The sequence below is a fragment of the Actinoallomurus vinaceus genome (assembly GCF_039542055.1).
GTDB lineage: Bacteria > Actinomycetota > Actinomycetes > Streptosporangiales > Streptosporangiaceae > Actinoallomurus > Actinoallomurus vinaceus.
The window spans coordinates 87,567-108,208 of sequence record NZ_BAABHK010000008.1; the positions used below are offsets into that span (position 1 = coordinate 87,567).

Sequence of the window (20,642 nt, forward strand, 5' to 3'; positions counted from 1 at the left end):
CCCTCCGGCCCTCGGTCGTACGGTCAGGCGGAGAGACGCCCCAGGCCGAGGCGGTGGTCACCGCCGACCAGCTGCTTCCACGGCAGGGCGGTGTAGCCGCCACCGGCCGGAAGGGCGAACCTGAGGGACTGCGGAGTGATCAGCGGCGTCGACACGACGTTCCAGTGAATGACGAGGTGGCCAACCTTGCCGTGCTTGCCGGGCTTGAGGACGACCGCCTGCTTGGCGGAGTAACCGAGGCCCTTGTCCCCGTAGGCGTGGACCGGAACGCTGGGCGCGCCCCCCTCCTTGCCCTTGACCAGGTAGGTGAAGCCCTTCAGGCCGTTGCGCAGGACGCAGGCCTTCTTTCCGGTGTTCCGGAAGTCCAGGGTGGTGTACCGCTGGCCCGCGCCGGGGTCGATGCGCTTGTTGAGGGAGACCTTGAGGTTGGCGGCCTTGCAGGCGGGCGTGGCGCTGGTGGTGGCGGCCATGGCGGGCATGGCGGCCGCGATCGAGCCGGCCGCGACGGCACCGGTGACGACGGCGATCTGCATCCGGCGACGAGTGTTGTCTCGCATCCTGAACTTCCCCGAAGGTCGGCGGGCGCGCGTGCGCCCGGGGGTTGGTGTGTCCAAGGGGTGAGACGCCCGCGCGAGCAGGATCGTTCGCAGCTCGCCGAAAAATGATCAAGAGAAAATGATCAAGGTGTGCCCGAGGCGGCGGCCTGCTGGGCGGCCCGGTCGGTCGGCAGGGCGCCGGGGCCGGGGCGCGGGTCGATGTCCGTCGGGCCCAGCGCCGCGCCGCACTCCGAACACGTCAGTGCGGGGGTCAGCCGACCGGTGCAGCCGCGGTGGATCAGGACCATGGGCGGGCCGTTCTCGGCGTAGTGCTCGTCGCCCCACAGGAGCAGGGACATCATCGCCGGCCACAGGCCCACGCCCTTGCGGGTCAGGCGGTACTCATAGCGCTCCGGCCGCTCCTGGTAGAGGCGCCGCCGGAGGATGCCCTCCTCGCACAGGCGGTTCAGCCGGTCGGTGAGCACGTTGCGCGCCACGCCGAGGCTCGCCTGGAAGTCGTCGAAGCGGCGGATGCCCTCGAAGGCGTCCCGGATCACCAGCAGGGTCCAGCGATCGCCGACGATCTCGAGGGCCCGGGCGATCGAGCAGTTCTGGTCGTCGTACGTGCGGTTGAGCACGCATCCAGGGTAGGTCGCCGAGTTGCGTCAAGCAACGCAGAACGCCCTGCCGCCGGGTCGAATGAAGCGCTACCGGGGGCGGCCTGCCGCCGGGTCGCGTCGAGCGGTGCGCGGACGGCCTGCCGTCGGGGCGCGTCGAGCAACCCGGGGACGGCCGATCGGGCCGGCCGTCCCCGCGTCTCGCTCCGTGGCCTTACTTGATCTTGGTGCCCTGCGAGAGCAGGTGCTCGCAGGCCTCGACGATGCGCGCGGCCATGCCCGCCTCGGCGGCCTTGCCGTACGCGCGCGGGTCGTAGGCCTTCTTGTTGCCGACCTCGCCGTCGACCTTCAGGACGCCGTCGTAGTTCTTGAACATGTGGTCGGCGACCGGCCGCGTGAAGGCGTACTGGGTGTCGGTGTCGATGTTCATCTTCACGACGCCGTACGACACCGCCTCCCGGATCTCCTCCAGCGTGGAGCCGGAGCCGCCGTGGAAGACCAGCTCGAAGGGCTTGTCCTTGCCGTAGCGCTCGCCGACGACGTCCTGGATCTCCTTCAGGACCTCCGGCCGCAGCTTCACGTGGCCCGGCTTGTAGACGCCGTGCACGTTGCCGAACGTCGCGGCGAGGAGGTAGCGGCCCTTCTCGCCGAGGCCCACGGCCTCGACCGTGGCCAGGGCGTCACCCGGCGTCGTGTAGAGCTTCTCGTTGATCTCGCCGACGACGCCGTCCTCTTCGCCGCCGACGACACCGATCTCCATCTCCATGACGACGCGGGCCTTGGCGCACTCCTCGATGAGCTCCGCCGCGATCTGGAGGTTCTCCTCGAGCGGCACGGCCGAGCCGTCCCACATGTGCGACTGGAACAGCGGCTCCTCGCCGCGCGCCACCCGCTCCTGCGAAATCTTGACCAGCGGCTTCATGAAGCCGTCGAGCTTGTCCTTGGGGCAGTGGTCGGTGTGCAGCGCGATCTGCACCGGGTACTTCTCCGCGACCACGCGCGCGTACTCCGCGAGCGCCGTCGCGCCCGTCACCATGTCCTTCACCGTGGCGCCGGAGAGGAACTCCGCGCCTCCGGTGGAGACCTGAATGATCCCGTCGCTCTCGGCCTCGGCGAACCCGCGCAGCGCGGCGTTCAGCGTCTGGCTCGAGGTGACGTTGATCGCGGGGTAGGCGAAGCCCTGACGCTTTGCCCGATCGAGCATCTCCGCGTATACCTCTGGGGTCGCGATCGGCATGGCTCTTCCTTCCTTGGGCGTGGCTCCCGGCGGTCTCGACACCAGTATCTCGAAATACATCTGTGGCCCGGACCATGGCACGCCTACCGGTACCCTCGGCCCCGTGGCCCTCGCCGTGAACATCATGGATCCCAAGTCCCTCATCGCGACGTTCGGACTGATCGGGATCCTCGCCGTCATCTTCGCCGAGACCGGTCTGCTCGTCGGGTTCTTCCTGCCCGGCGACACTTTGCTGGTCACCGCGGGCGTCTTCACCACGACGACCGCCGCCCACGCTTCCGGCATCTCGCCGCTGCCGCTCCCGGCGCTCATGATCGGCGCGCCGTTGTGCGCCGTCGCGGGGGCTCAGGTGGGGCACTTCCTCGGCGCGAAGTACGGGCGTAAATTGTTCGATCGGCCCGATTCACGGCTGTTCCGGAAGGATCACGTGGAGAAGGCCGAGCACTACTTCAACAAGTTCGGCCCCGCCAAGGCCGTGGTGCTGGCCCGCTTCGCCCCCGTCGTGCGCACCTTCCTCAACCCGCTCGCCGGGATGCTGGAGATGTCCGCGGGCCGGTTCCTCGTCTTCAACATCATCGGCGGCGTCGTCTGGACGGAGTCGATCATCCTGCTCGGCCGTTTCCTCGGCGACCGGGTCAAGGGGATCGACAAGTACATCCTTCCCGTCGTCGCCGTCGCCGTGCTGATCTCGGTGATTCCGGTGATCCGGGAGATCGTGAAAGGCCCCAAGAAGTCGGGAGATACGGATGAGCGCAAGAAGCCGCCGATGCCATCTGGCCGTCACCGTCGCTGACGGTCCCGGTTATCGCTAACCTCCCCCTGTGGGACGTCACCGATCAGACCCTATGGGTCTCGCACGCATCGCCATCGCGGTACTCGCCGTCACGTTGGCACTGGGTCTCGTGATCGTCGGTGGCGTGTCGCTCTGGGGAGCGCTCACCAAGGACGCTTCGAAGACCGCGTCCTCCTCGCCCGATCCGTCGTCCAGCGGACAGGCCAAGGTGACGCCCCCCGGCAAGCACGCCAGCTCGGAGCCGAGGGTCCAGTCCGGCAACGAGATCGACGTCGAGTGCCTCGTGGCCCAGTGTCCGATCTTCGTCGCCGGCCCGGGAGCCACCGACGTCATCTACCAAGGCTCGCTCGTCAAGGGCGAAACCCAAAAATTCAGCGAAACGCGGGTCATCATGAAGGTCGACGACGCGAGCACGGTCAACGTGACCGTCAACGGCCAGCGGCAGCCCAGGGGACGGCGCGGGCAGGAGCACATCTACAAGGCCCCGGCCAAGCAGTGAGAGAGGCCGGGGATCGGCCGAGCGAGCCGTGCGGAACGGACGGGCTCGGCCGAGCCCGGGGTCATAGGGCGGGCGGGCTCAGCCGAGCCCGAGGTCGCCCAGGGTGAACACCGAGCGGTAGTCCAGCCCCGTCTCGGCGATGCGGGGCCCCGCTCCACGCTCGACGATGGTGGCCACGCCGACGACCTCGGCGCCCGCCTCACGGAGCGCCTCAACGGCGGTCAGGACGGAGTTGCCGGTCGTGGAGGTGTCCTCCACGGCCAGCACGCGCCGCCCGGCGACGTCGGGGCCTTCGACGCGCCGCTGCAGCCCGTGCGCCTTGCCCGCCTTGCGGACGACGAAGGCGTCGAGGTGCCGGCCGCGCGCGGCGGCGGCGTGCAGCATCGCGGTGGCGACCGGATCGGCGCCGAGCGTCAGCCCGCCCACGGCCTCGTAGTCGAGGTCGGCGGTGAGATCGAGCATCGTCCGTCCGACGAGCGGCGCGGCGTTCCCGTCGAGGGTGACGCGGCGCAGATCGACGTAGAAGTCGGCCTCCTGCCCGGACGACAGGACGACCCTGCCGTGCACGACCGCCTTGCTCTTGATCTCGGCCAGGAGATCGTCGCGATCCGTCATAAGCGAAACTCTATCCATGACACCCGGCACTCTCGTCCTGCTGCACAGCCCGCTGACCACCGCGTCCGCCTGGGGATCCCTCCCCGACGTGCTCGGCGCGTACGACGTGGTCGTGCCGGAGATCACCGACGACGACCGGCCGCCGTACGCGAGCCGGTATGTCGCGCGGGCGGCGCTGGAGATCACCGCGGCCGGTGCCCGGCCGCCGGTCGTGCTGGTCGGGCACAGTGGGGCCGGTCCGCTGCTGCCGCCGATCGGCGCGGCGCAGCGGGCGGCGCATCGCCTCGTCGGCGGGTACGTCTTCGTCGACGCCGAGCTGCCGCCCCCGGCCGGGACGAGCCGGCTGGATCAGGCCACGGCCTTCGCACCGGACGTCGCGGAGTTCCTGCGGTCCGGTGGGCGGTTCCCCGACTGGGAGCCGCCCGCGGGCGTCACGCTGCGACCGCGCGGGGAGGACTTCTTCGCGGAGGAGCTCCCCATGCCACAGGACTGGCCGGACGCGCCCTGTGGGTATCTGCGCACGTCCGCGGCGTACGACGGGCAGGCCGCGCAGGCCCGGCTGCGCGGCTGGACCGTCGCCGTGAACGACGCCGGCCACTTCGCCGCCGTCGCCGATCCGCTCGCGACGGCGCGTGCCCTCACCGAGCTGATCGAGGCGCTCTGACCGCGCGACACGCCAGGGGGCCGGGAGGTCGGTCGGGGTCGGTTGGTTGGGAAGGATACGGTCCGGGGCGCCTGTCCCGAAGGCGTGATCACTGTGTCCGCCGGGGGAGGCGGGCGAGGTGTTCCTCGCGTAAGAAGCGGGTGGTACCGTCGCCCATCGGGCATCCGATCTCGACCGTCTTTCCAAGTCAGCCGTGTCGCGGCGCGCCCCGTCATACAGTGTCGAGCGACCGAGTCAACGGTGACACGCGGGAGGAGGGGCCTCGCCAGGGTGCGGAAAGCCGCATTTCCCTCATAATCTCGTGGAGCAGCCAATCACTGGATCGGCCCACGCCGACGACGGACTTCACTACGCTGTGGTTCCCGAGGTCGCTCGCCGGCTCGAAAGCTCACCCGTGGGTCACTGATAAGGGTCTCGTGCCGAGAAAGGGGCGGTGTCGCGTGGATCGCTGTGCGCTGTTCGTAGATGCCGGCTATCTGCTGGCCGACGGCGCGATGGCGGTGCACGGTACCCGCCGTCGCGAATCGGTGTCGTGGGACTTCGGAGGCATTCTCCAGCTCCTCGGCAACCTCGCCCGGGAGCGCACCGGCCTGCCGCTGCTGCGCTGCTACTGGTTCGAGGCGACGGTCGAGGGCCGCCGCATGCCGGAGCACGACGCGCTGGCCGACCTGCCGGGCATCAAACTCCGGCTCTCCCGGATCCGCCCGGGCCGCCGCGAGGGCGTCGACACCGAGATCCACCGCGACCTCATGACGCTGGCCCGCAACGGTGGGGTCGCCGACGCCGTCATCGTGAGCGGTGACGAGGACCTCGCCCAGGTCATCGCCGACGCGCAGGACCTCGGCGTCCGCGTCACGGTCGTGCACGTGGCCGTCGACGGCAACTGGACGATCTCCCGGGTGCTCCGGCAGGAGTGCGACGACCTCATCGAGATCGGCTCCGGGCACCTCCGGCCGTACGTCAATCTGCTGGCCGGGGTCGACACGTCGACTCCGCCGCTGTCCAACGGCGCGTCCAACGGCTCGGGCGGTGCCCTGGCCCCGCTGCGGCCGTCGCCGCAGCACGGCGCCGCACCGCCGAGCACGCCGATCACCGCGACGCCGTTGCCGTCGCCGTCGCCGCAGCTCGGCCCCTCGACGAACACCACCTCCTCCGGCCTCAGCCGCCCTTCGAGCAGTGGGCAGCCGAGCACGCCGACCCCACCGCTGCGCTCGACCCCCACGCACGCGGCGCCGACGCCGCCGACCCCGTCGTCGAGCGGGCCGCAGCCCGCCAACGCCACCGGCCCGCAGTACCCCCAGCAGCCCGTCGGCCCCTACACCGGCCCCCAGCAGATCACGCCGGCCCCGGTCCAGCAGTCGACCCCGACGCTGGCCGACGCCGTGAAGGCGGCGCACAAGGAGGGCCAGGACTTCGGCGAGTCGGTCGCCCGGGACGCCCCCGCCCTCTGGCTGGAGGCCGTGCTGGCGCGCAAGCCGCGGATGCCGTCGGACCTGGAGGCGCGGCTACTGCAGGGTTCGTCCCTGCCGATCGACTTCCTGCTCCACGACGAGGTACGCCACGCACTGCGACGCGGCTTCTGGGATGCGCTCGAACGCTCGCGGCGCAGCTGAGCGCGGTAACGTCTCTACCGGCCGGTTCGCTCCGGCCGGCCGCCGGCCGGCCCCCGGGTCGGCTTCTGGTCGGGCGATCATCCGAAATGACCAGATTCGCAGCAGGAACGCCGGGTAGCGTCTAGAAGGTGACGCATGTGACCGAAGACGATCTCGATGACCTCGAGTTCGAGACTCTCCGCACCGGTGATCACGCCGCTGCGGCGACACGGTTCGTCGAGTTGGCCGACACGGTCTCAGGCGGCGTTTCCCGCGCCAGCCTGTTGCTGCGTGCCGGTGAACAGTGGCAGCACGCGGGAGACCACGACAGGGCGGCCGAGGCCTACCGCGGCGCCCTGGACGACGGCGGACAGACCTATGGAGACCCGCGCATCTATCTCGCCGGTGCCCTGTTCGAATTGGACCGTGCCGATGAGGCGCGGGCACTGATCGACCAGGTACGCGCCGACGCGCCCAAGGATCCCGAGATCTTCCGTGCCGTCGCCGAGCTGCTGCACGAGCAGGGCGACCTGGTCGGCGCGCACGACTGGTCGACCGAAGGCGCCGACATCGCCCGGTCGACCGACCCGGACGCCCTCGAGGGCCTGCTGCGGATCCGCTACCGCTGCCGTCTCGACCTCGGCCGCCCCGAGGACGAGTACGACGCGCTCCTCGACGACCTGCTGAAGAGGACCGACGAGGCCCCGGACCAGCAATTCCGCTGAGCCCGCCGGGGCCGTCAGAGCGCGGCGGGGCCATCGGCGGTCAGGACAACGGGGCATGGCCCTCCCGGCCACGAGAGCCGAGGTGCCGGGGCCCGGGCGAGCGGGGCAGGCCGTACGGGCCAGGACAACGGCGCGCGGCCGCCCGGGCCGGGCGAGGGGGCACGAGACCGTACGGGTCAGGACAGCGGGGCGCGGCCGAGCTCGCGGAACCGGTCCTCGGCGTCGGCGGCCTCCCACCGCACCGAGGCCGTACGCCCGTCGACGTGTACGGTCGCCAGCGCGTTGTCGAACCAGGGCCCGTCGGTGACCCGCCAGCCGAGCGGTGGTCTCCGTACGCCGGCGAGCCGGGCCAGCGCCCGTGCGGGCAGGTCGCCGACCCGTCGGCAGGCCACCTGGTTGGCCAGCTTGAACGGGCCCGTCAGCGGATTGCGCAGCGGCGAGCAGACGACCTGGGAGATCGGCGTACGGGACCCGCGCACCCGCGCCAGGTAGGAGTAGTGGACGTCGCCGGAGAGCAGCGTGATGCTCGCCGGCGGGCGCGGGCCGTTCGCGACGTCGAGCAGGGTCTCCGCCACCGCCCGGAACGACGCGTCGAACGCCGGCCAGTGCTCCAGGTCGAGGGTCTGCCGGAGCCGCTCGCCGAACCCGGCCGCCCGGCGCCCCCACGCGCCGCCCGTGACGGCCTCGTTCCACGCCTCCATGTGGTGGATCGCGCCCGGCAGCAGGAACGGCAGGGACGTCGCGACGATGAGATGGTCGACGTCGGCGCGGCACTGCTCGCCGAACCACGCGAGCTCCGCGTCGCCGAGCATCGCCCGCCGGCCCTCCTCCAGCACGCGCCCGCACCGGCTGTCCAGGACGACGATCCGGGTCCGCCCGTGGTCGTGGACGTAACTCCACCGGACTCCGCCGGGCTCGCGGTCCGCCCGCCCGGCGAACTCGTCCACCACCTTCCCGGCGTCCCCGTCGGCCGCGAGCACCGCCTGGTAGACCGGGTCGGCGGCGCGCTCCGCCGGTGACAGGTTCCCGAGGTGCTGGTAGATCCAGTACGCGCCGAGCCCGCCGATGATCCGCCCCTCCCACCAGGGATGGGCCCGCATCTCCCGCCGCCAGGCCTCGGAGGTGTTCCAGTCGTCGCGGATGTCGTGGTCGTCGAAGACCATCGAGCTGGGCACCATGGCCAGCAGCCACCGCACCGCCGGATCCGTCCCCCAGGCCATCCGGTAGAGGTGGGCGTACTCCTCGAAGTCGGCGATCTCGCCGTACGGCGGCGCGTCGATGTCACGCCGCGCCGTGATGAACTCCCGTACCTCCGGCGTCGTCTCGTCGGCGTACACCTGGTCGCCGATCAGCAGGAGCTCGTCGGGCGGCTCCTCACCCGCCATGAGCCGCCGCGCGCACACCGCCAGCGCGTCGACGCCGTGCGTCGCCTCCGAGGCCGGCGCGACCCGGCAGGACCCCACGGCGAACCGCCGCGCCCCGCCGGGCGCACGGGTGCGGATGCGTCCGGGCGGCGCCCCGGGCTCCGGCCACGCCCGCTCACCGTCGAGCAGCACGTCGTACGGGACGTCGGAGCCGGGCTCCAGACCGTCGACGTCCACGAGAGCGTAGTGGTGCCCGTGGACCGTGAACGTACGGCTCACGGCGTCCAGGACGCGGACCTCGCACGGCCGATCGGTCTCCACCCAGACCGTCGCCGTACGCGCACCGACGTGGCGCAGCAACGGCCCGAGGATGAGTCGTGTCATGACCTTACGGACTACCGCGCCGAGAGAGGCCACGTCCACCGAAGTCGCATTCATCGCCGGCAGGACGGACCACCGCGCCGGGAGGTCGCGTCCGCCCGGCGCGGTGTCCGTCGACGGCAGGGGTCAGCGGAGCTTGCCGAAGAACTCCCTGATGTCCTCGGCGAACACCGCGGGGAGCTCCATGGCGATGAAGTGATGGCTGCCGGGGCGGTTCTCGCCCCAGTGGACGATGTCGTTGTGGCGTTCGGCGAGGCGGCGGATGCCGGGCGGGCCGCTGTAGAGGCCGGTCGGCACCGCGGACTGCCCCTTCGGCCAGGCGAACCCCTCGCTGTCGTACATGGGCCAGGAGGAGGACCCCGAGGTCCCGGTGAACCAGTACACGCTCACATTGGTCAGGAGCAGGTCCCGGTCGATGGCGTCCTCGGGCACGGCCACCCCGTAGCCGAACTCCTTGAACTTCTGCGTCAGCCAGGCCAGCAGGGCGACCGGTGAGTCGTTCCAGCCATAGGCGAAGGTCTGCGGCGCGGCGCGCAGCAGCGCGTGATGGTCGACGCCTTTGGCCCATTCCCCCACCTGCTGGAAGAAGGCCCGCTCGCCCTCGGTCATCTCCGGAAGGTCGTCCTCGGTGGGGATCCCGAGGCCGCTGTCGATGTGCACCCCGACGACGCGCTCGGGGGCGACCGCCGCCAACGCCGGTGCGACGTACGCGCCGAGGTCGCCGCCCTGCGCGCCGTACCGGCGGTAGCCGAGGCGGTCCATCAGCTCCGCCCAGAGCCGGGCCACCCGCGTGACGTCCCAGCCCGTCTCCCGCGGGGCCGACGAGAGCCCGAAGCCGGGGACCGACGGCACCACCACGTGGAACGCCTGCGCCGGGTCGCCGCCGTACGCGCCCGGGTCGGTCAGCGGGCCGATCAGGTCGACGAACTCGACGAAGGAGTTCGGCCAGCCGTGCGTGAGGATCAGCGGGAGCGCGTCCGGGTGCGGCGAGCGTACGTGCAGGAAGTGCACGTCCTGACCGTCGATCGTGGTCATGAACTGCGGGAACGCGTTCAGCCTCGCCTCGTGGGCGCGCCAGTCGTAGCCGTCGCGCCAGTACGCGGCCAGGTCCTTCAGGTAGGCGACCGGCACTCCCCGGCTCCAGCCCTCGCCCGGCAACTGCGCGGCCCAGCGGGTACGGGCCAGGCGGTCGCGCAGGTCGTCCAGCTCGGCCTGCGGAACGTCGATGCGGAACGGCCGGATCTCTTCGCTCATCGTGTCCCCTACGTCTTGGAGGCCGTACGACGTCGTACGGCGTGACCGTCGCCGCGACCGATTCGCGTCGGCGACGTGACCGACGCTATGCCTCATGTAGGTCGGATCCTGGCCTAGACTCCGGGCCCGCGGCCTCTCGACCCTGGGCGACCACTCACCGCGACTGAACGGCACAATGTTCTTTCCGCGAGAAACGGCCAAAGCGTAAGGATCATGCATGAAGTGCCCGGCATGCGAGATCGATGTACCCCCAGGCTGGTCCGCCTGCACCCAGTGCGGTGCACTGCTCCCGTCGGCGGGTGAGCCCTCCGGCTCACCGCCGCCCTTCGCCGGCGACTCGTCGACGAACCCGCGAACCGAGCCACTGCCGATTCCGGTCTGGGACGTGGGCGCGGAGACTCCTGGGAATGTACGGCCCGAGCATCCTGCAGCCGACGGCGCAGGGACGCCTGATCCCGGTAATGCGACGCAGCGCCTGGACACCTCGTCGGCCGGTCCGATGCCACCCGAATACCGCCCGGTCGCTTGGAATCCCGGTGCCCCGGGGCCCGGTCCGATGCCGCCCGGACACGATGCCGCCGCGCCGAACTTCGGCCCTCCGGGGATGGGCCCGATGCCATCGCCCGGATATCCGGGCGGCTGGGACCAGGCCGTTCCGCCGGGCGCCGGGGGAACCGCGGTGCCCTCGCCGGGTGGCGGCATGGGACGGAACCGGGTGCTGCTGCTGGGAGGAGGGGCCCTGGTCGCGGTCGTGCTCGCCGGAGGCCTGGTCGTTGCCCTGACAGGGGGATCAGCGGACAAGGCGCACACCCCGCAGCAGAAGCCGGGTGCCGAGGGCGCCGCGCGGCAGGCCGCCGCCGTCGACCAGGTCCTCAAGTCGGGGCAGACGGCCCGCGGGCATCTGCCGTCCCGCCTGCGGACGTGCGATGACGTGACCGCGGGCGTCGCCGGTTTCCAGCAGGTCGTCCGGGATCGGCAGCAGGAGCTCTCTCAGGCGAAAGGCCTCAAAGTCGACCGGCTGCCGGACGGATCACGGCTCCGCCAGTCGATGATCGGCGCGTACCAGAGCTCCCTTAAGGCCGATCGGGCGTACCTGGCGTGGGCGCAGGGGGTGCGGGCACGACGTTGTGGCGGCAGGGTCGCCCCGCTGACGGCGGCGTACAAGAACGCCATCGCCGCCAACGACAAGGCCGGTCCCGCCAAGCGCCAGGTGATCGCCTTGTGGAAACCGATCGCAAGCAGCCACGCCCTGCCCACCTACGCATGGAACCGCCTCTGATCTCCTGGCCTGGGGGGTGTCCGGTGGGTCTTGTTCGTAGCGCGCTCTGGACACCGCGCAGCCGGACGAAGATCCACCGGCCACCCCCTAGACTCCGGGCCCGTGACCTCGGCTCGCCTGCTGACGCTGCTGTCCCTGCTGCAGACCTCGCGCGAGTGGCCGGGCAGCGAGCTCGCCGATCGCCTGGGCGTCAGCCCCCGTACGGTCCGCCGCGACGTCGAGCGGCTGCGTGACCTCGGCTATCCGGTCGAGGCCACGATGGGCCCGGCGGGCGGCTACCGCCTGGTCGCGGGTACGGCCATGCCGCCGCTGCTCGTCGACGACGAAGAGGCGGTGGCCATCGCGGTCGCCCTGCGCACCGCGGCCGGGCATCCGGTCGGCGGCATCGAGGAGGCGTCCCTGCGGGCCCTGGCGAAGCTGGAGCAGGTGCTGCCGTCGCGGCTGCGACAGCGGGTGGGCGCGCTGAACGCCGCCACGGTCGCGCTGCTGGGTGAGGCGGGCCCGAGGATCGACCCGGACGACCTCACGACCGTCGCCGTCGCCGCCGCGAGCCGTCGGGGACTGCGCTTCGCCTACCGGCGCGCCGGCGAGGACGGCGAGGATGACCGCCTGGTCGAGCCGTACCGTCTGGTCGCCGCCGGGCGCCGCTGGTACCTCGTCGCCTACGACCTCGGTCGGGACGACTGGCGGATCTTCCGGATGGACCGCGTCCGGAGACCGCGCCCGACCGGTGTGCCGAACGCACCCCGGCGACCGCCCGACGAGGACGCGGCCGCCTACGTCACGCGCAAGCTCTACTCGCTGGTCCCGACGTACCGGGCGCTGGTCACCCTGCGCGCGCCGGCCGACGAGGTCCCGGCGGCCCGGCTCGGCGAGGTCGAGCCGATCGACGCGGACAGCTGCCGCCTGCGCACCCACGAGGACACCGTCGAATGGCTCGCCCAGCGGCTCACGATGCTCGGCTGCGAGTTCACCGTGCACGAGCCGCCCGAACTCATCGCGTACCTGCGGTCCCTCGGCGCCCGCGCCCTCCGCGCCACCGGCGGTTAGCAAGCGGTCGGACCCCGCACTCGACGTGCGGGGTCCGACGGAGGAAGCGTGTCAGGAGGCGACGAGCACCGCCCCGGGCTCCTGCTCCTGCGGAGGAGCCGCCTTGCGGCCACGGAGCACCAGGAGGGCGAGCACCGCCGCGGCGAGGACACCGGCGGCGCCGACCGTGAAGGTGGTGGACATCGCGGTCGCGAAGGCGTCGCGGGCGGTGTGGGCCAGGCCGGTGTTCCCGGTACGGGCGGCGACGGCGAGCGCCTCGCCGATCGAGTGCCGGGCCTGATCCGGGGCCGTCTTGGGCATGGCGCCGGTGAAGCCGGTGGACAGGACGCTGCCGAGGATCGCGACGCCGAGCGCCGCGCCCGCCTGCTGGATCGTGTCGTTCAGCGCGGAGCCGACCCCGGCGTGCTCGGCCGGGACGGCGCCCATCAGCGCCGCGATCGCCGCCGGCACCGCCAGCCCGCCGCCGATGCCCATCAGGGCGAGCGCGATGCCCAGCACCGCGAACCCGTCGCCCGGTGAGACCGTCGCCAGCACGCCGAACCCGGCCGCCGTGATGACCAGCCCGACGGCGGCCATGACGCGGTTCCCGAGCTTCTGGCCCAGGCTCGCGCCGATGCCGTTGAACACGAGCGCGGCGACCGCCAGCGGGATGAACGCCAGCCCGGTCTTCATGGGCGAGTAGCCGAGGACGAACTGCAGGTACTGGGTGGCCGCGAGCAGCAGGCCGCCGTTGGCGATCTCCGCGAGGGTGAGGGAGAGGCTGCCGCCGGTGAAGTCGCGGTCCCGGAAGAGGCCCAGCGGGACCATCGGGGAGGAGGTGCGGGTCTCCCAGATTACGAAGCCGGTGAGCGCGGCGACGGCGACGGCGGCCGCGGCGATGGTGGCGGGGCCGAAGCCGTTCTTCGGCAGTTCGATGATCGCCCAGACGAGCGCCGTCATGCCGACGACCGACAGGATCGCGCCGAGCGGGTCGGGCTTGCGCCAGGGGCCCTTGGACTCCGGCATGAGGACGACCGCCGCGAGGATCGCCAGAGCCGCGATCGGGATGTTGATCAGGAAGACCGCGCTCCAGCCGAACCGGGCGACGAGCAGACCGCCGACGACCGGGCCGCCCACGAGGCCGAGCATCGCGACGGCGCTCCACGCGGCCATCGCCTTCGGCCGCTCCGCCTCGTCGAACACGGTGATCAGGATGGACAGCATGCTGGGCATCACCAGCGCGCCGCCCACGCCCATCAGCACCCGAGCCGCGATCAGCAGCCCGGGCCCGGTCGCGAACGTCGCCGCCAGCGAGGCTCCGCCGAAGAGGGCCAACCCGATGACCATCATCCGCCGCCGGCCGAACCGGTCCGACAGGCTTCCCGCCGTGAGCAGCAGCCCGGCGAACACAAGGATGTAGGAGTCCAGGATCCACTGGATGTCCTGGGCGCTCGCGCCGAGGTCCTCGGTGAGCGACGGGATCGCCACGTTGAGGGCCATGTTGTCGATGACCAGCACCAACGTGCTGAGGCAGAGCACGACCAGGATGAGCCAGCGGCGTGGATGGCGAGTCATCACGCTTCCCTTCGAGCGATGCGAACAGTGTGCGCTAATTGGCGAACACTGTACGCATAGCGGAACGGTGTGCGCAAGTGGAGAACGATGTGCGCGTCCGCATACGCTGTGCGCTAGGCTCCTGGCAACGACGAGAAGGAGGCGCCGTGACCACCGATGACAGGCCGATCCCGTCGGTATGGGCCCGTCCCGGCCGAGAGAAGCGCGAGCAGCCGGCGCTGAGCCGACAGCAGATCGTGGCCGAGGCCGTCCGGCTGCTCGACGCGGAAGGCGTCGAGGCGCTCAGCATGCGCAAGCTCGGCACCCGCCTCGGCGCGGGCGCGACCTCGCTCTACCGGCACGTCGCCAACAAGGACGAACTGGTCGAACTGGCGGTCGACGAGGTCTTCGGCGAGCTGCGGGCGCCCGGCATGAACGACGCGGAGCGATGGCGCGAGGCGACCGCCGCCTGCGCCCAGGGTCTGCGCGCCGTGATCCTCCGACACCCGTGGATCGCCTCCATGCTGGGTGCGATGGCCAACTACGGGCCGAACCTCATGCGCATGTCGGAGGACCTGCTCGGCACGCTGGAGGCCGCGGGATTCTCCCTGACCGAGGCGAACAGCGCGATGAACACCGTCTTCGCCTACGTCATGGGGATGACGAGCAGCGAGGCGGCGTGGCTGACCATGCTCGCCCGCAGCGGCCAGACCGAGGAGGAGTGGTCCGAGCGACTGAAGCCCGCCCTTGAGGGACTCACCCGGTCACACCCGCGCCTCGGCGCGCTGTTCACCGCACAGGCGGACGAGGATCCCGTACGGCTCCGCGAGCGGGAGTTCGCGTACGGCCTCGACCGCATCCTCGACGGCCTCGCCCTCGCCCGCTCAGGCGGCCCCGCCCCCACCTGAGCCGCTGCGGCGGCTTCCCGCGTGCCGAACGCTCGGTGAAACCGCGGAAGCGCCGCTACCGTCAGTTGCCGATGTCGAAGGTGTCGCGGTTGTCGACGATGGCGGACTGGTGGGTCCGTATCCAGACGACAAGGTGGTCGACGGCCTGGGCGAGGGAGCGGCCGAGCGCGGTGAGCTCGTACTCGACCCGTGGTGGAACCTCGGGGAAGGCCGTCCGGGTGATCAGACCGTCGCGGTGCAGCGTGCGCAGGGTGTGGCTGAGCATCCGCTGGGAAATGCCGGGCACCTTCTCGTGCAGAGTGGTGTAGCGCATCGGGCCGGACGCCAGCTCCGTGATGATCAGGACGGTCCACTTGTCGCCGACCCGGGCCAGGACGTCGCGGACGAGTCCGATGGTCTCCACACAGTCGGGCGCCACGCCTTGCGCGGTCAATTCGGCGCGGAGTACGGCGTCCATGCGATTCAGCCCTTCGCGTGCGTTGCTTACGTGAAAGTGCGTATCGGCGAGCGGGATTAATACCGGCCGACCTGCGTTTCCTGCCGATGGTAACCACGGAGACCCGCTGCGGCGGCCCATCGAACGGAGGGGCGGATGAGCAACCAGGACACCGCACCAAGGCAGCCGGCCGACGGACTCGACGTCCGCCACGAAACCTTCACGATCTCCCGGCGTCTGGACGCGCCCCCACCCGCCGTCTTCGCCGCCTTCGCCGACACCGCGCTCCGACGCCGCTGGTTCAAGCTTCCCGGATCGGGAGCCACCTACCACCACGAGTTCGGTGTCGGCGGCGGCGAGAGCGCCCAGAGCACCTTCACCGTCCTGGACGCGCCTCCGGAGCACCTTGACTACCGATCGCGCTACCTCGACATCGTGCCGAACCGCCGCATCGTCTACGTCTACGAATCCACCGTCAACGACGTACTGCGCTGGACGTCGCTCGTGACCGTTCTGCTGGCCGACGACGCCGAATCCACCCACCTGACCTGGACCGAACAGGTCGCCTTCCTGGCCCGCACCGGCGACGGCTCCGCCGATCTCCCGCACCTGCGCGGCGGGACGGCGCTACGCCTGAACGGCCTGGCCGCGGCACTCCAGCCCCCGACGCGGCCCGCCCCCTCCGCTCATGTACGTGACTAACATGAATTCGCGGCCAACCACCCGGCGAGCCCTCCGTACCGGCCCCGACCCGGCGAGCGGTACGCCTCCTCGCCGCCTTCGGCGCGATCACGGTCCTCGGAGGCGTCCTATACTTCTTCTTCCTGGTACTCGCGGCCGCGAATCTCATCGGCCCGGTCATCGCCGGGCAGTCGATCTCCTGGCTGATACTCCGCCTGACGGCAGTTTGCCGCCGTGGCCGCCACCTGTGCGACCGCCCTCACCGTCTGGCACCACCGCTGCGGCACCGCGCTCACTAACGCCACCCGCGCTCAACTCGGTCTACTCCTGCTCGCCGGATTTACCTTCATCCCCTGGGCCTACTACTGGGGCCTTCTCAGCCCCTGACCTGGCGGCACCGAGTTCGACCGAGGCAACGCCATCCCAGACGTAGCAGTGGCCAACGCGTTCCTGGCTGACCAGATCGATCCGGTCGATTGTCACGTCGACCGGGGGCGGGGGAGGCTGCATGGCCGCGATCACCGGTGCTGCCGGAGCATCCGAGTTGCTGTAGGCGACGGACAGATGTGGCACCCAGTCCGGGTCGTCCGCCAGCTGATTGGTGCGTACAGTGACGGCGACTGCCTGCCTGATGCCCGATCGAGCCGCGTCCAAGCCTTCTCTCGGGGTGGCGCCCAGAACAACTGCTTCGCTATGGAACAACGGTCGTCCGAGGCTGACGCTCGTCGGCGTTACTGATCGCATACGTTCGGAGACAGAGGCGATCATATCGGCAAGCTCGGAATCGCTGATCTCATCGGCGAATCCGACGATCTGTGTCGTCATATGGAGCCACGGTGTCGGTACAGGATCCAGTCCCGGAACAGTTATGAGGCGTTGTTGGCATTCCTTTGCAAGTTTCCCTATCTCTGGTCGGCCGTCGAACAATATATGCCATACATAAAGTCGGCGGCCGGAGCGCACGCCAGGACGCCACCACCAGTGGTTCGTCATTCTCTCTGGTAGGGGACTCAAAGAGCCTCCAAAGTTTGGCGCGGCTTAGCATCCAATGAGTCTGAACAGAACGCATGAATTTGTTCTCGCAACACCTTGGCTGCCTCGCTGACTCGATAACGTGGGTGGGTGAGACTGCGATCTATCGCTTTCATGCGTCCACTAATGGTGGCTACTCGAAAAGCCGGACTGATCTCGAAGACGGATGAGAGTTCGGCGGCGGAACCTTCTGGGTCGTCTTTCAGTAGATGCGCAAGGGCGGCGCCGATTCTGACCTGAGCCCAGGTGCCGTAGACCCAGGCGTCACCCTCTGCCCACGCGCTATCGGCGATGTTGGCCGCGCGCAGCATCGCGTCGGGATCGCGGGCGCCAAGGTGAACTTGCAGCGCATAAGTCGCTTGTCGTGCCCGCGGGCATGACCATGCCGTGGCGTCCTGGCCGGAAAAAGTCATCTCGTCGCGTGCATTGTCTGCGGCTACGAGGGCGTGTCTAGCTCCATTCAGGTCCCCAAGAGACTTCAGGGCCGTGGCCTCCGAAACGGCCAAGAGTACTTTCTGGGGTCCGTCTGGGCTGAGCTCTACACCCTTGCGAGCGAGGCTTGCTGCCGCGGCGAACTCCTTCTCCCAACGGGCCGTCTTGGATTGAGCTATCAGGATAAGGGCACGTGCTGCATTTGAATCTGCTTCCTCCGCGCAAGTCCATGCGGTTCGACCGTATGCTCTGGCGGCGCGATAGCGTCCGACGTCGCCAGCGAGCAGCGTTAATAGGGCGAGTAGTTCTGCAGAGGCTTCAAGAAGTGCCCTCGTCTGGCTTATTCGCTGTCGACCGGATCGCAGAATATTTATGACGCTGCGCTGTAGGAGTGCTACGTCGGTCATAAACCCCTGCCGCTCGGGCGAGTCGGCGAGCCATTTCCGGTTTGTCCCAGCCGCGAGCTTTGCGTTCCGTGCGAATGCGGTCGGAGTGCAGCCGGCGAATATCAGCGGACATGTCGCAGCACCTCTGCTGGAGGTCTCGGAACACCACAGGTGTGTTCTGCCTTGTTCCCGCATTGTCCTCTGTCGCCGCGCATAGCGCACTGTGTTCACTCAAGGTCACCCCACGAATACACGCGCGAGGAGGCTGTGGCGGTGACCGAATCAAGGATGGATCCGCACGAAAAGGTCGCCCGGCTGGAACAGGCGATCCGGGCCCGGCTGGAGGAGCTCGCGGAGGTCCTGCGGGGCCGTGGCCTGGCGGTACGCATCGGGACCAGTGCGTTGGTGGCCTGGAACCCGGCCGCATCGGCGACCGACGACCCTCGCGGACAAGCCATGAATCCCGGTCTGTCGCAGTACGTCGCCATCGCCCCGGACGGCGGATCGCTCAACTGGTACTGGTGCTGGACCGGCCCCACCCGTGACGCCCCGCTGGAGAGCGAGTACATGTGCCCGGCCGAGCAGATCGACCGGGCCGCCACCCTGATCGCCAAGGTCCTGCACGTCGACGAACCCGGCGAGAGTCGACCGTGACCGGCCCGGGGATACCGCGACTCGATGCTGAGGGCCGTACGGCGACGCCCTCCCCGCAGTCGTACGCCCAGGAACGCGACACACGCGTCGATTCCGCATTACCGCAGTCGTACGGGGTGGACACGGGTATGTGGCTCGCGCGGTTGCGGGCCGAGTTCCCCCGATGGGGCTTCCTCTTCGACCCGTGGAGATCGACCTGGGTGGCGGTCCGGGGTCGACACCAGATCGAGGTCGCGCCAACAGCGATCGCACTCCGCGACGCCCTATACGCCCGACGCTCCTGAGCAAGCGCGATGACCTGCAGGGTCCGGCCTGCTGCTGGCCGTCCAAAAGCGGTGGCGGGCGTCTTGCCGGTTTAGAGAGGGAGTTCCCAGACGCGTACGGAGTCGACGTGGGCTGCGGCGATGACCACTGGGCCGCCGCCGAGTTCGGCCAGGCGGACGCCGAACGCCTTGCTGTCGTATTCGCGGAACGGCTCGCCGAGCAGTCGGCGCTCGGCGAGATCCCAGACGCAGATCGTGCCGTTCTTGGCGCCGGTGACGGCGACCGGACGGCCCATCACCGAGCCCGTGTCCAGGCAGGAGACGTCGCCATCGGGGAGGGCGAGCGGCTCGTCCCACTCGCCGGTTTCAGGATCGCCCAGCAGCAGGTTCTGCCCGCCCGCCGCCACGACACGCGTGCGGCCGTCCACGGAGGTCAGGGCGAAGTCGGTCAGTGTCTCGTCGAGATCATCGAATTCAGCGAGGGAACATTGTGCGTCGATGTCCCATACGAGCACCCCACCGTCGTGGCTGCCGGCCACCACGACCGGCCGATCCCCCAGCGTTCCCGCCGCGACGGCACTGCCGGCGCCTGACCCTGCGGCCAACTCCTCGACCTCGACCTGGAAGTCATAGGGCGAAGGCCGATCGGGCCCGGAATCGTCGAGCCCCTCATCGCCGTCGTATTCGGCGACCGACGGGTCCCACAGTTGCACGTTCGTGAAGGACGAGCCTCCGACGACGAGCATTGAGCGTCCCCCGAGGTCGGCCCTGGCCGTGGAGTCCACGCCGCCCTCCTGCGCGGTCAGCCGCACCTTGCCGGACTGGAGGTCCCACATGGCGAAGCCCTGGTGGTCTCCGCCACCGCCGATCACGATCCGGCCGTCCACGACCGCGGCGCCGAGCGCGGTGAGTTCGGTGTAGTCGTAGTCCCCTTCCTCGTCTCCCCAGGGGTTGTCGAGCGGGTACTCCGTCCACAGATCGGTCGCCGGGTCCCAGGTACAGGCATGACGGCTGATGTCATGGGTGCCGACGAAAAGCAGTCGACCATCGAGGACGACGAGGTCGAAGTCGTGGATCTGGCCGCGGGGAGGCGAGCTGACGATGATGGACCGGGCGGTGGGCATGCTCAGGAGCCTAAGGCGATGGCCGGTCTCGCAAGATCGCTTTCCAGATGATCTCGGTCGGGTCTCAGTGGTCCGTCAGCGGGGCGACTTCTCCCAGCGCCTCGACCAGTTGGGGCGGCAGCGGCGTGGTTCCCGACCCGTCGGAGGCGACCGCGACGTAGACGATGGAGCCGGTCGCGGTCGTCTCTCCGTCACGCTGAAAGGCGAAGTCGAGGGTGAAGCTCTTGCCGCCGATCCGGGCGGTGCTGATTATGACCTCCGGCCGGTCGTGGTAGCGGATGGGGGCCTTCCAATCCAGGTCGACGTGTGCGACGTGCACATCGATCCCCATCCGCGACCAATCCGCGTACGGCAGGCCCCTGGCCTCGAAGAAGCCGTCCACCGCTTCGTCGACGTGGGCCAGGTACCACATGTTGAACATGACGCCCTGGCTGTCGATCTCGAAGAAGCGGGGGGTGACGCGGTGCACGAACACCGCGTCGTTCACCGCACCGGTCTGCGTGGTCACGATGGTCTCCGATCGTCGTGCACCAAGATGGCCTGGCGACACCTTGGCACAGACCGATCTTCGCCGGTTTGGTCAGTGC

22 protein-coding genes are annotated in these 20,642 nt (G+C 69.9%); 10 read left to right on the forward strand and 12 right to left on the reverse strand.

Going from position 1 to position 20,642, the window contains the following annotated elements:
* Nucleotides 1-23: 23 nt before the first annotated feature.
* From ABEA24_RS26975 to fbaA, 3 genes are all read right to left on the reverse strand, one after another.
* Nucleotides 24-557, reverse strand: coding sequence for a DUF4232 domain-containing protein (locus ABEA24_RS26975; RefSeq protein WP_345433898.1), 534 nt, complete (start codon nt 555-557; stop codon nt 24-26).
* Nucleotides 558-679: 122 nt separating this feature from the next.
* Entirely contained in the window at nt 680-1,174 is a 495-nt protein-coding gene (locus ABEA24_RS26980; protein ID WP_345433900.1) for a winged helix-turn-helix transcriptional regulator, read from the reverse strand.
* Between the two features lie 193 nt (nt 1,175-1,367).
* Nucleotides 1,368-2,390 carry a class II fructose-bisphosphate aldolase gene (fbaA, locus tag ABEA24_RS26985; protein WP_345433901.1) on the reverse strand — a complete coding sequence of 341 codons (1,023 nt, stop codon included), beginning with the start codon at nt 2,388-2,390 and terminating at the stop codon, nt 1,368-1,370.
* A gap of 103 nt (nt 2,391-2,493) precedes the next feature.
* On the opposite strand from fbaA, the gene ABEA24_RS26990 reads away from it, so the two are divergent.
* Nucleotides 2,494-3,183: a DedA family protein gene (locus ABEA24_RS26990; RefSeq protein WP_345433903.1), complete on the forward strand. Its 690-nt coding sequence runs from the start codon at nt 2,494-2,496 to the stop codon at nt 3,181-3,183.
* 52 nt (nt 3,184-3,235) lie between these two features.
* The gene (locus ABEA24_RS26995; RefSeq protein ID WP_345433905.1) at nt 3,236-3,682 is read left to right on the forward strand and encodes a hypothetical protein; all 447 of its coding nucleotides are present in this window, start codon (nt 3,236-3,238) and stop codon (nt 3,680-3,682) included.
* Between the two features lie 78 nt (nt 3,683-3,760).
* Here the strand turns inward: ABEA24_RS26995 and pyrE are convergent, their stop codons facing one another.
* The gene (gene pyrE, locus ABEA24_RS27000; RefSeq protein WP_345433907.1) at nt 3,761-4,297 is read right to left on the reverse strand and encodes an orotate phosphoribosyltransferase; all 537 of its coding nucleotides are present in this window, start codon (nt 4,295-4,297) and stop codon (nt 3,761-3,763) included.
* 16 nt (nt 4,298-4,313) lie between these two features.
* On the opposite strand from pyrE, the gene ABEA24_RS27005 reads away from it, so the two are divergent.
* The 3 genes from ABEA24_RS27005 to ABEA24_RS27015 all read left to right on the forward strand — a co-directional run bounded on the left by ABEA24_RS27005 (nt 4,314) and on the right by ABEA24_RS27015 (nt 7,278).
* Nucleotides 4,314-4,961 (forward strand): alpha/beta fold hydrolase, encoded by a 648-nt coding sequence (locus ABEA24_RS27005; protein WP_345433909.1) that lies wholly within the window; start codon nt 4,314-4,316, stop codon nt 4,959-4,961.
* A 440-nt stretch (nt 4,962-5,401) separates the two neighbouring features.
* Nucleotides 5,402-6,574 (forward strand): NYN domain-containing protein, encoded by a 1,173-nt coding sequence (locus ABEA24_RS27010; RefSeq protein ID WP_345433910.1) that lies wholly within the window; start codon nt 5,402-5,404, stop codon nt 6,572-6,574.
* 137 nt (nt 6,575-6,711) lie between these two features.
* On the forward strand, nt 6,712-7,278 hold the full coding sequence (locus tag ABEA24_RS27015) for a tetratricopeptide repeat protein (protein ID WP_345433911.1): 567 nt from the start codon (nt 6,712-6,714) through the stop codon (nt 7,276-7,278).
* 176 nt (nt 7,279-7,454) lie between these two features.
* Here ABEA24_RS27015 and ABEA24_RS27020 read toward each other — a convergent pair whose 3' ends face one another.
* Together ABEA24_RS27020 and ABEA24_RS27025 are read right to left on the reverse strand one after the other, a co-directional pair.
* Entirely contained in the window at nt 7,455-9,026 is a 1,572-nt protein-coding gene (locus tag ABEA24_RS27020) for an alkaline phosphatase D family protein (RefSeq protein ID WP_345433913.1), read from the reverse strand.
* A gap of 123 nt (nt 9,027-9,149) precedes the next feature.
* Nucleotides 9,150-10,277 carry an epoxide hydrolase family protein gene (locus ABEA24_RS27025; protein WP_345433915.1) on the reverse strand — a complete coding sequence of 376 codons (1,128 nt, stop codon included), beginning with the start codon at nt 10,275-10,277 and terminating at the stop codon, nt 9,150-9,152.
* A gap of 613 nt (nt 10,278-10,890) precedes the next feature.
* Between ABEA24_RS27025 and ABEA24_RS27030 the strand changes: the two genes are divergently transcribed.
* Together ABEA24_RS27030 and ABEA24_RS27035 are read left to right on the forward strand one after the other, a co-directional pair.
* Nucleotides 10,891-11,556 (forward strand): hypothetical protein, encoded by a 666-nt coding sequence (locus ABEA24_RS27030; RefSeq protein ID WP_345433917.1) that lies wholly within the window; start codon nt 10,891-10,893, stop codon nt 11,554-11,556.
* Nucleotides 11,557-11,658: 102 nt separating this feature from the next.
* Entirely contained in the window at nt 11,659-12,606 is a 948-nt protein-coding gene (locus ABEA24_RS27035) for a helix-turn-helix transcriptional regulator (RefSeq protein WP_345433919.1), read from the forward strand.
* 51 nt (nt 12,607-12,657) lie between these two features.
* Here ABEA24_RS27035 and ABEA24_RS27040 read toward each other — a convergent pair whose 3' ends face one another.
* Complete coding sequence (locus ABEA24_RS27040) at nt 12,658-14,160, reverse strand: MFS transporter (protein ID WP_345433921.1); 1,503 nt, start codon at nt 14,158-14,160, stop codon at nt 12,658-12,660.
* A 146-nt stretch (nt 14,161-14,306) separates the two neighbouring features.
* Between ABEA24_RS27040 and ABEA24_RS27045 the strand changes: the two genes are divergently transcribed.
* Nucleotides 14,307-15,047 (forward strand): TetR/AcrR family transcriptional regulator, encoded by a 741-nt coding sequence (locus tag ABEA24_RS27045; protein WP_345433923.1) that lies wholly within the window; start codon nt 14,307-14,309, stop codon nt 15,045-15,047.
* A 61-nt stretch (nt 15,048-15,108) separates the two neighbouring features.
* On the opposite strand, the gene ABEA24_RS27050 is transcribed toward ABEA24_RS27045, so the two are convergent.
* Nucleotides 15,109-15,504, reverse strand: coding sequence for a winged helix-turn-helix transcriptional regulator (locus ABEA24_RS27050; protein ID WP_345433924.1), 396 nt, complete (start codon nt 15,502-15,504; stop codon nt 15,109-15,111).
* 135 nt (nt 15,505-15,639) lie between these two features.
* Between ABEA24_RS27050 and ABEA24_RS27055 the strand changes: the two genes are divergently transcribed.
* Entirely contained in the window at nt 15,640-16,185 is a 546-nt protein-coding gene (locus tag ABEA24_RS27055; protein WP_345433926.1) for an SRPBCC domain-containing protein, read from the forward strand.
* 300 nt (nt 16,186-16,485) lie between these two features.
* Here the strand turns inward: ABEA24_RS27055 and ABEA24_RS27060 are convergent, their stop codons facing one another.
* Both ABEA24_RS27060 and ABEA24_RS27065 read right to left on the reverse strand, forming a co-directional pair.
* Nucleotides 16,486-17,157, reverse strand: a complete 672-nt coding sequence (locus ABEA24_RS27060; RefSeq protein ID WP_345433928.1) for a 2'-5' RNA ligase family protein — start codon at nt 17,155-17,157, stop codon at nt 16,486-16,488.
* Nucleotides 17,158-17,174: 17 nt separating this feature from the next.
* Entirely contained in the window at nt 17,175-17,609 is a 435-nt protein-coding gene (locus ABEA24_RS27065; RefSeq protein ID WP_345433930.1) for a hypothetical protein, read from the reverse strand.
* Between the two features lie 678 nt (nt 17,610-18,287).
* Between ABEA24_RS27065 and ABEA24_RS27070 the strand changes: the two genes are divergently transcribed.
* The gene (locus ABEA24_RS27070; RefSeq protein WP_345433931.1) at nt 18,288-18,668 is read left to right on the forward strand and encodes a hypothetical protein; all 381 of its coding nucleotides are present in this window, start codon (nt 18,288-18,290) and stop codon (nt 18,666-18,668) included.
* A 355-nt stretch (nt 18,669-19,023) separates the two neighbouring features.
* Here the strand turns inward: ABEA24_RS27070 and ABEA24_RS27075 are convergent, their stop codons facing one another.
* Both ABEA24_RS27075 and ABEA24_RS27080 read right to left on the reverse strand, forming a co-directional pair.
* Entirely contained in the window at nt 19,024-20,055 is a 1,032-nt protein-coding gene (locus ABEA24_RS27075) for a WD40 repeat domain-containing protein (protein WP_345433932.1), read from the reverse strand.
* 64 nt (nt 20,056-20,119) lie between these two features.
* Entirely contained in the window at nt 20,120-20,563 is a 444-nt protein-coding gene (locus ABEA24_RS27080) for an acyl-CoA thioesterase (RefSeq protein WP_345433934.1), read from the reverse strand.
* Between the last annotated feature and the right edge of the window lie 79 nt (nt 20,564-20,642).

Bases quoted from the DNA above. Each gene is read 5' to 3' on its own strand.
- ABEA24_RS26975 (WP_345433898.1), bottom strand. From the start codon at position 557: ATGCGAGACAACACTCGTCGCCGGATGCAGATCGCCGTCGTCACCGGT.
- fbaA (WP_345433901.1), bottom strand. From the start codon at position 2,390: ATGCCGATCGCGACCCCAGAGGTATACGCGGAGATGCTCGATCGGGCA.
- ABEA24_RS26995 (WP_345433905.1), top strand. From the start codon at position 3,236: ATGGGTCTCGCACGCATCGCCATCGCGGTACTCGCCGTCACGTTGGCA.
- pyrE (WP_345433907.1), bottom strand. From the start codon at position 4,297: ATGACGGATCGCGACGATCTCCTGGCCGAGATCAAGAGCAAGGCGGTC.
- ABEA24_RS27005 (WP_345433909.1), top strand. From the start codon at position 4,314: ATGACACCCGGCACTCTCGTCCTGCTGCACAGCCCGCTGACCACCGCG.
- ABEA24_RS27020 (WP_345433913.1), bottom strand. From the start codon at position 9,026: ATGACACGACTCATCCTCGGGCCGTTGCTGCGCCACGTCGGTGCGCGT.
- ABEA24_RS27025 (WP_345433915.1), bottom strand. From the start codon at position 10,277: ATGAGCGAAGAGATCCGGCCGTTCCGCATCGACGTTCCGCAGGCCGAG.
- ABEA24_RS27030 (WP_345433917.1), top strand. From the start codon at position 10,891: ATGCCATCGCCCGGATATCCGGGCGGCTGGGACCAGGCCGTTCCGCCG.
- ABEA24_RS27040 (WP_345433921.1), bottom strand. From the start codon at position 14,160: ATGACTCGCCATCCACGCCGCTGGCTCATCCTGGTCGTGCTCTGCCTC.
- ABEA24_RS27050 (WP_345433924.1), bottom strand. From the start codon at position 15,504: ATGGACGCCGTACTCCGCGCCGAATTGACCGCGCAAGGCGTGGCGCCC.
- ABEA24_RS27055 (WP_345433926.1), top strand. From the start codon at position 15,640: ATGAGCAACCAGGACACCGCACCAAGGCAGCCGGCCGACGGACTCGAC.
- ABEA24_RS27060 (WP_345433928.1), bottom strand. From the start codon at position 17,157: ATGACGAACCACTGGTGGTGGCGTCCTGGCGTGCGCTCCGGCCGCCGA.
- ABEA24_RS27065 (WP_345433930.1), bottom strand. From the start codon at position 17,609: ATGACTTTTTCCGGCCAGGACGCCACGGCATGGTCATGCCCGCGGGCA.
- ABEA24_RS27075 (WP_345433932.1), bottom strand. From the start codon at position 20,055: ATGCCCACCGCCCGGTCCATCATCGTCAGCTCGCCTCCCCGCGGCCAG.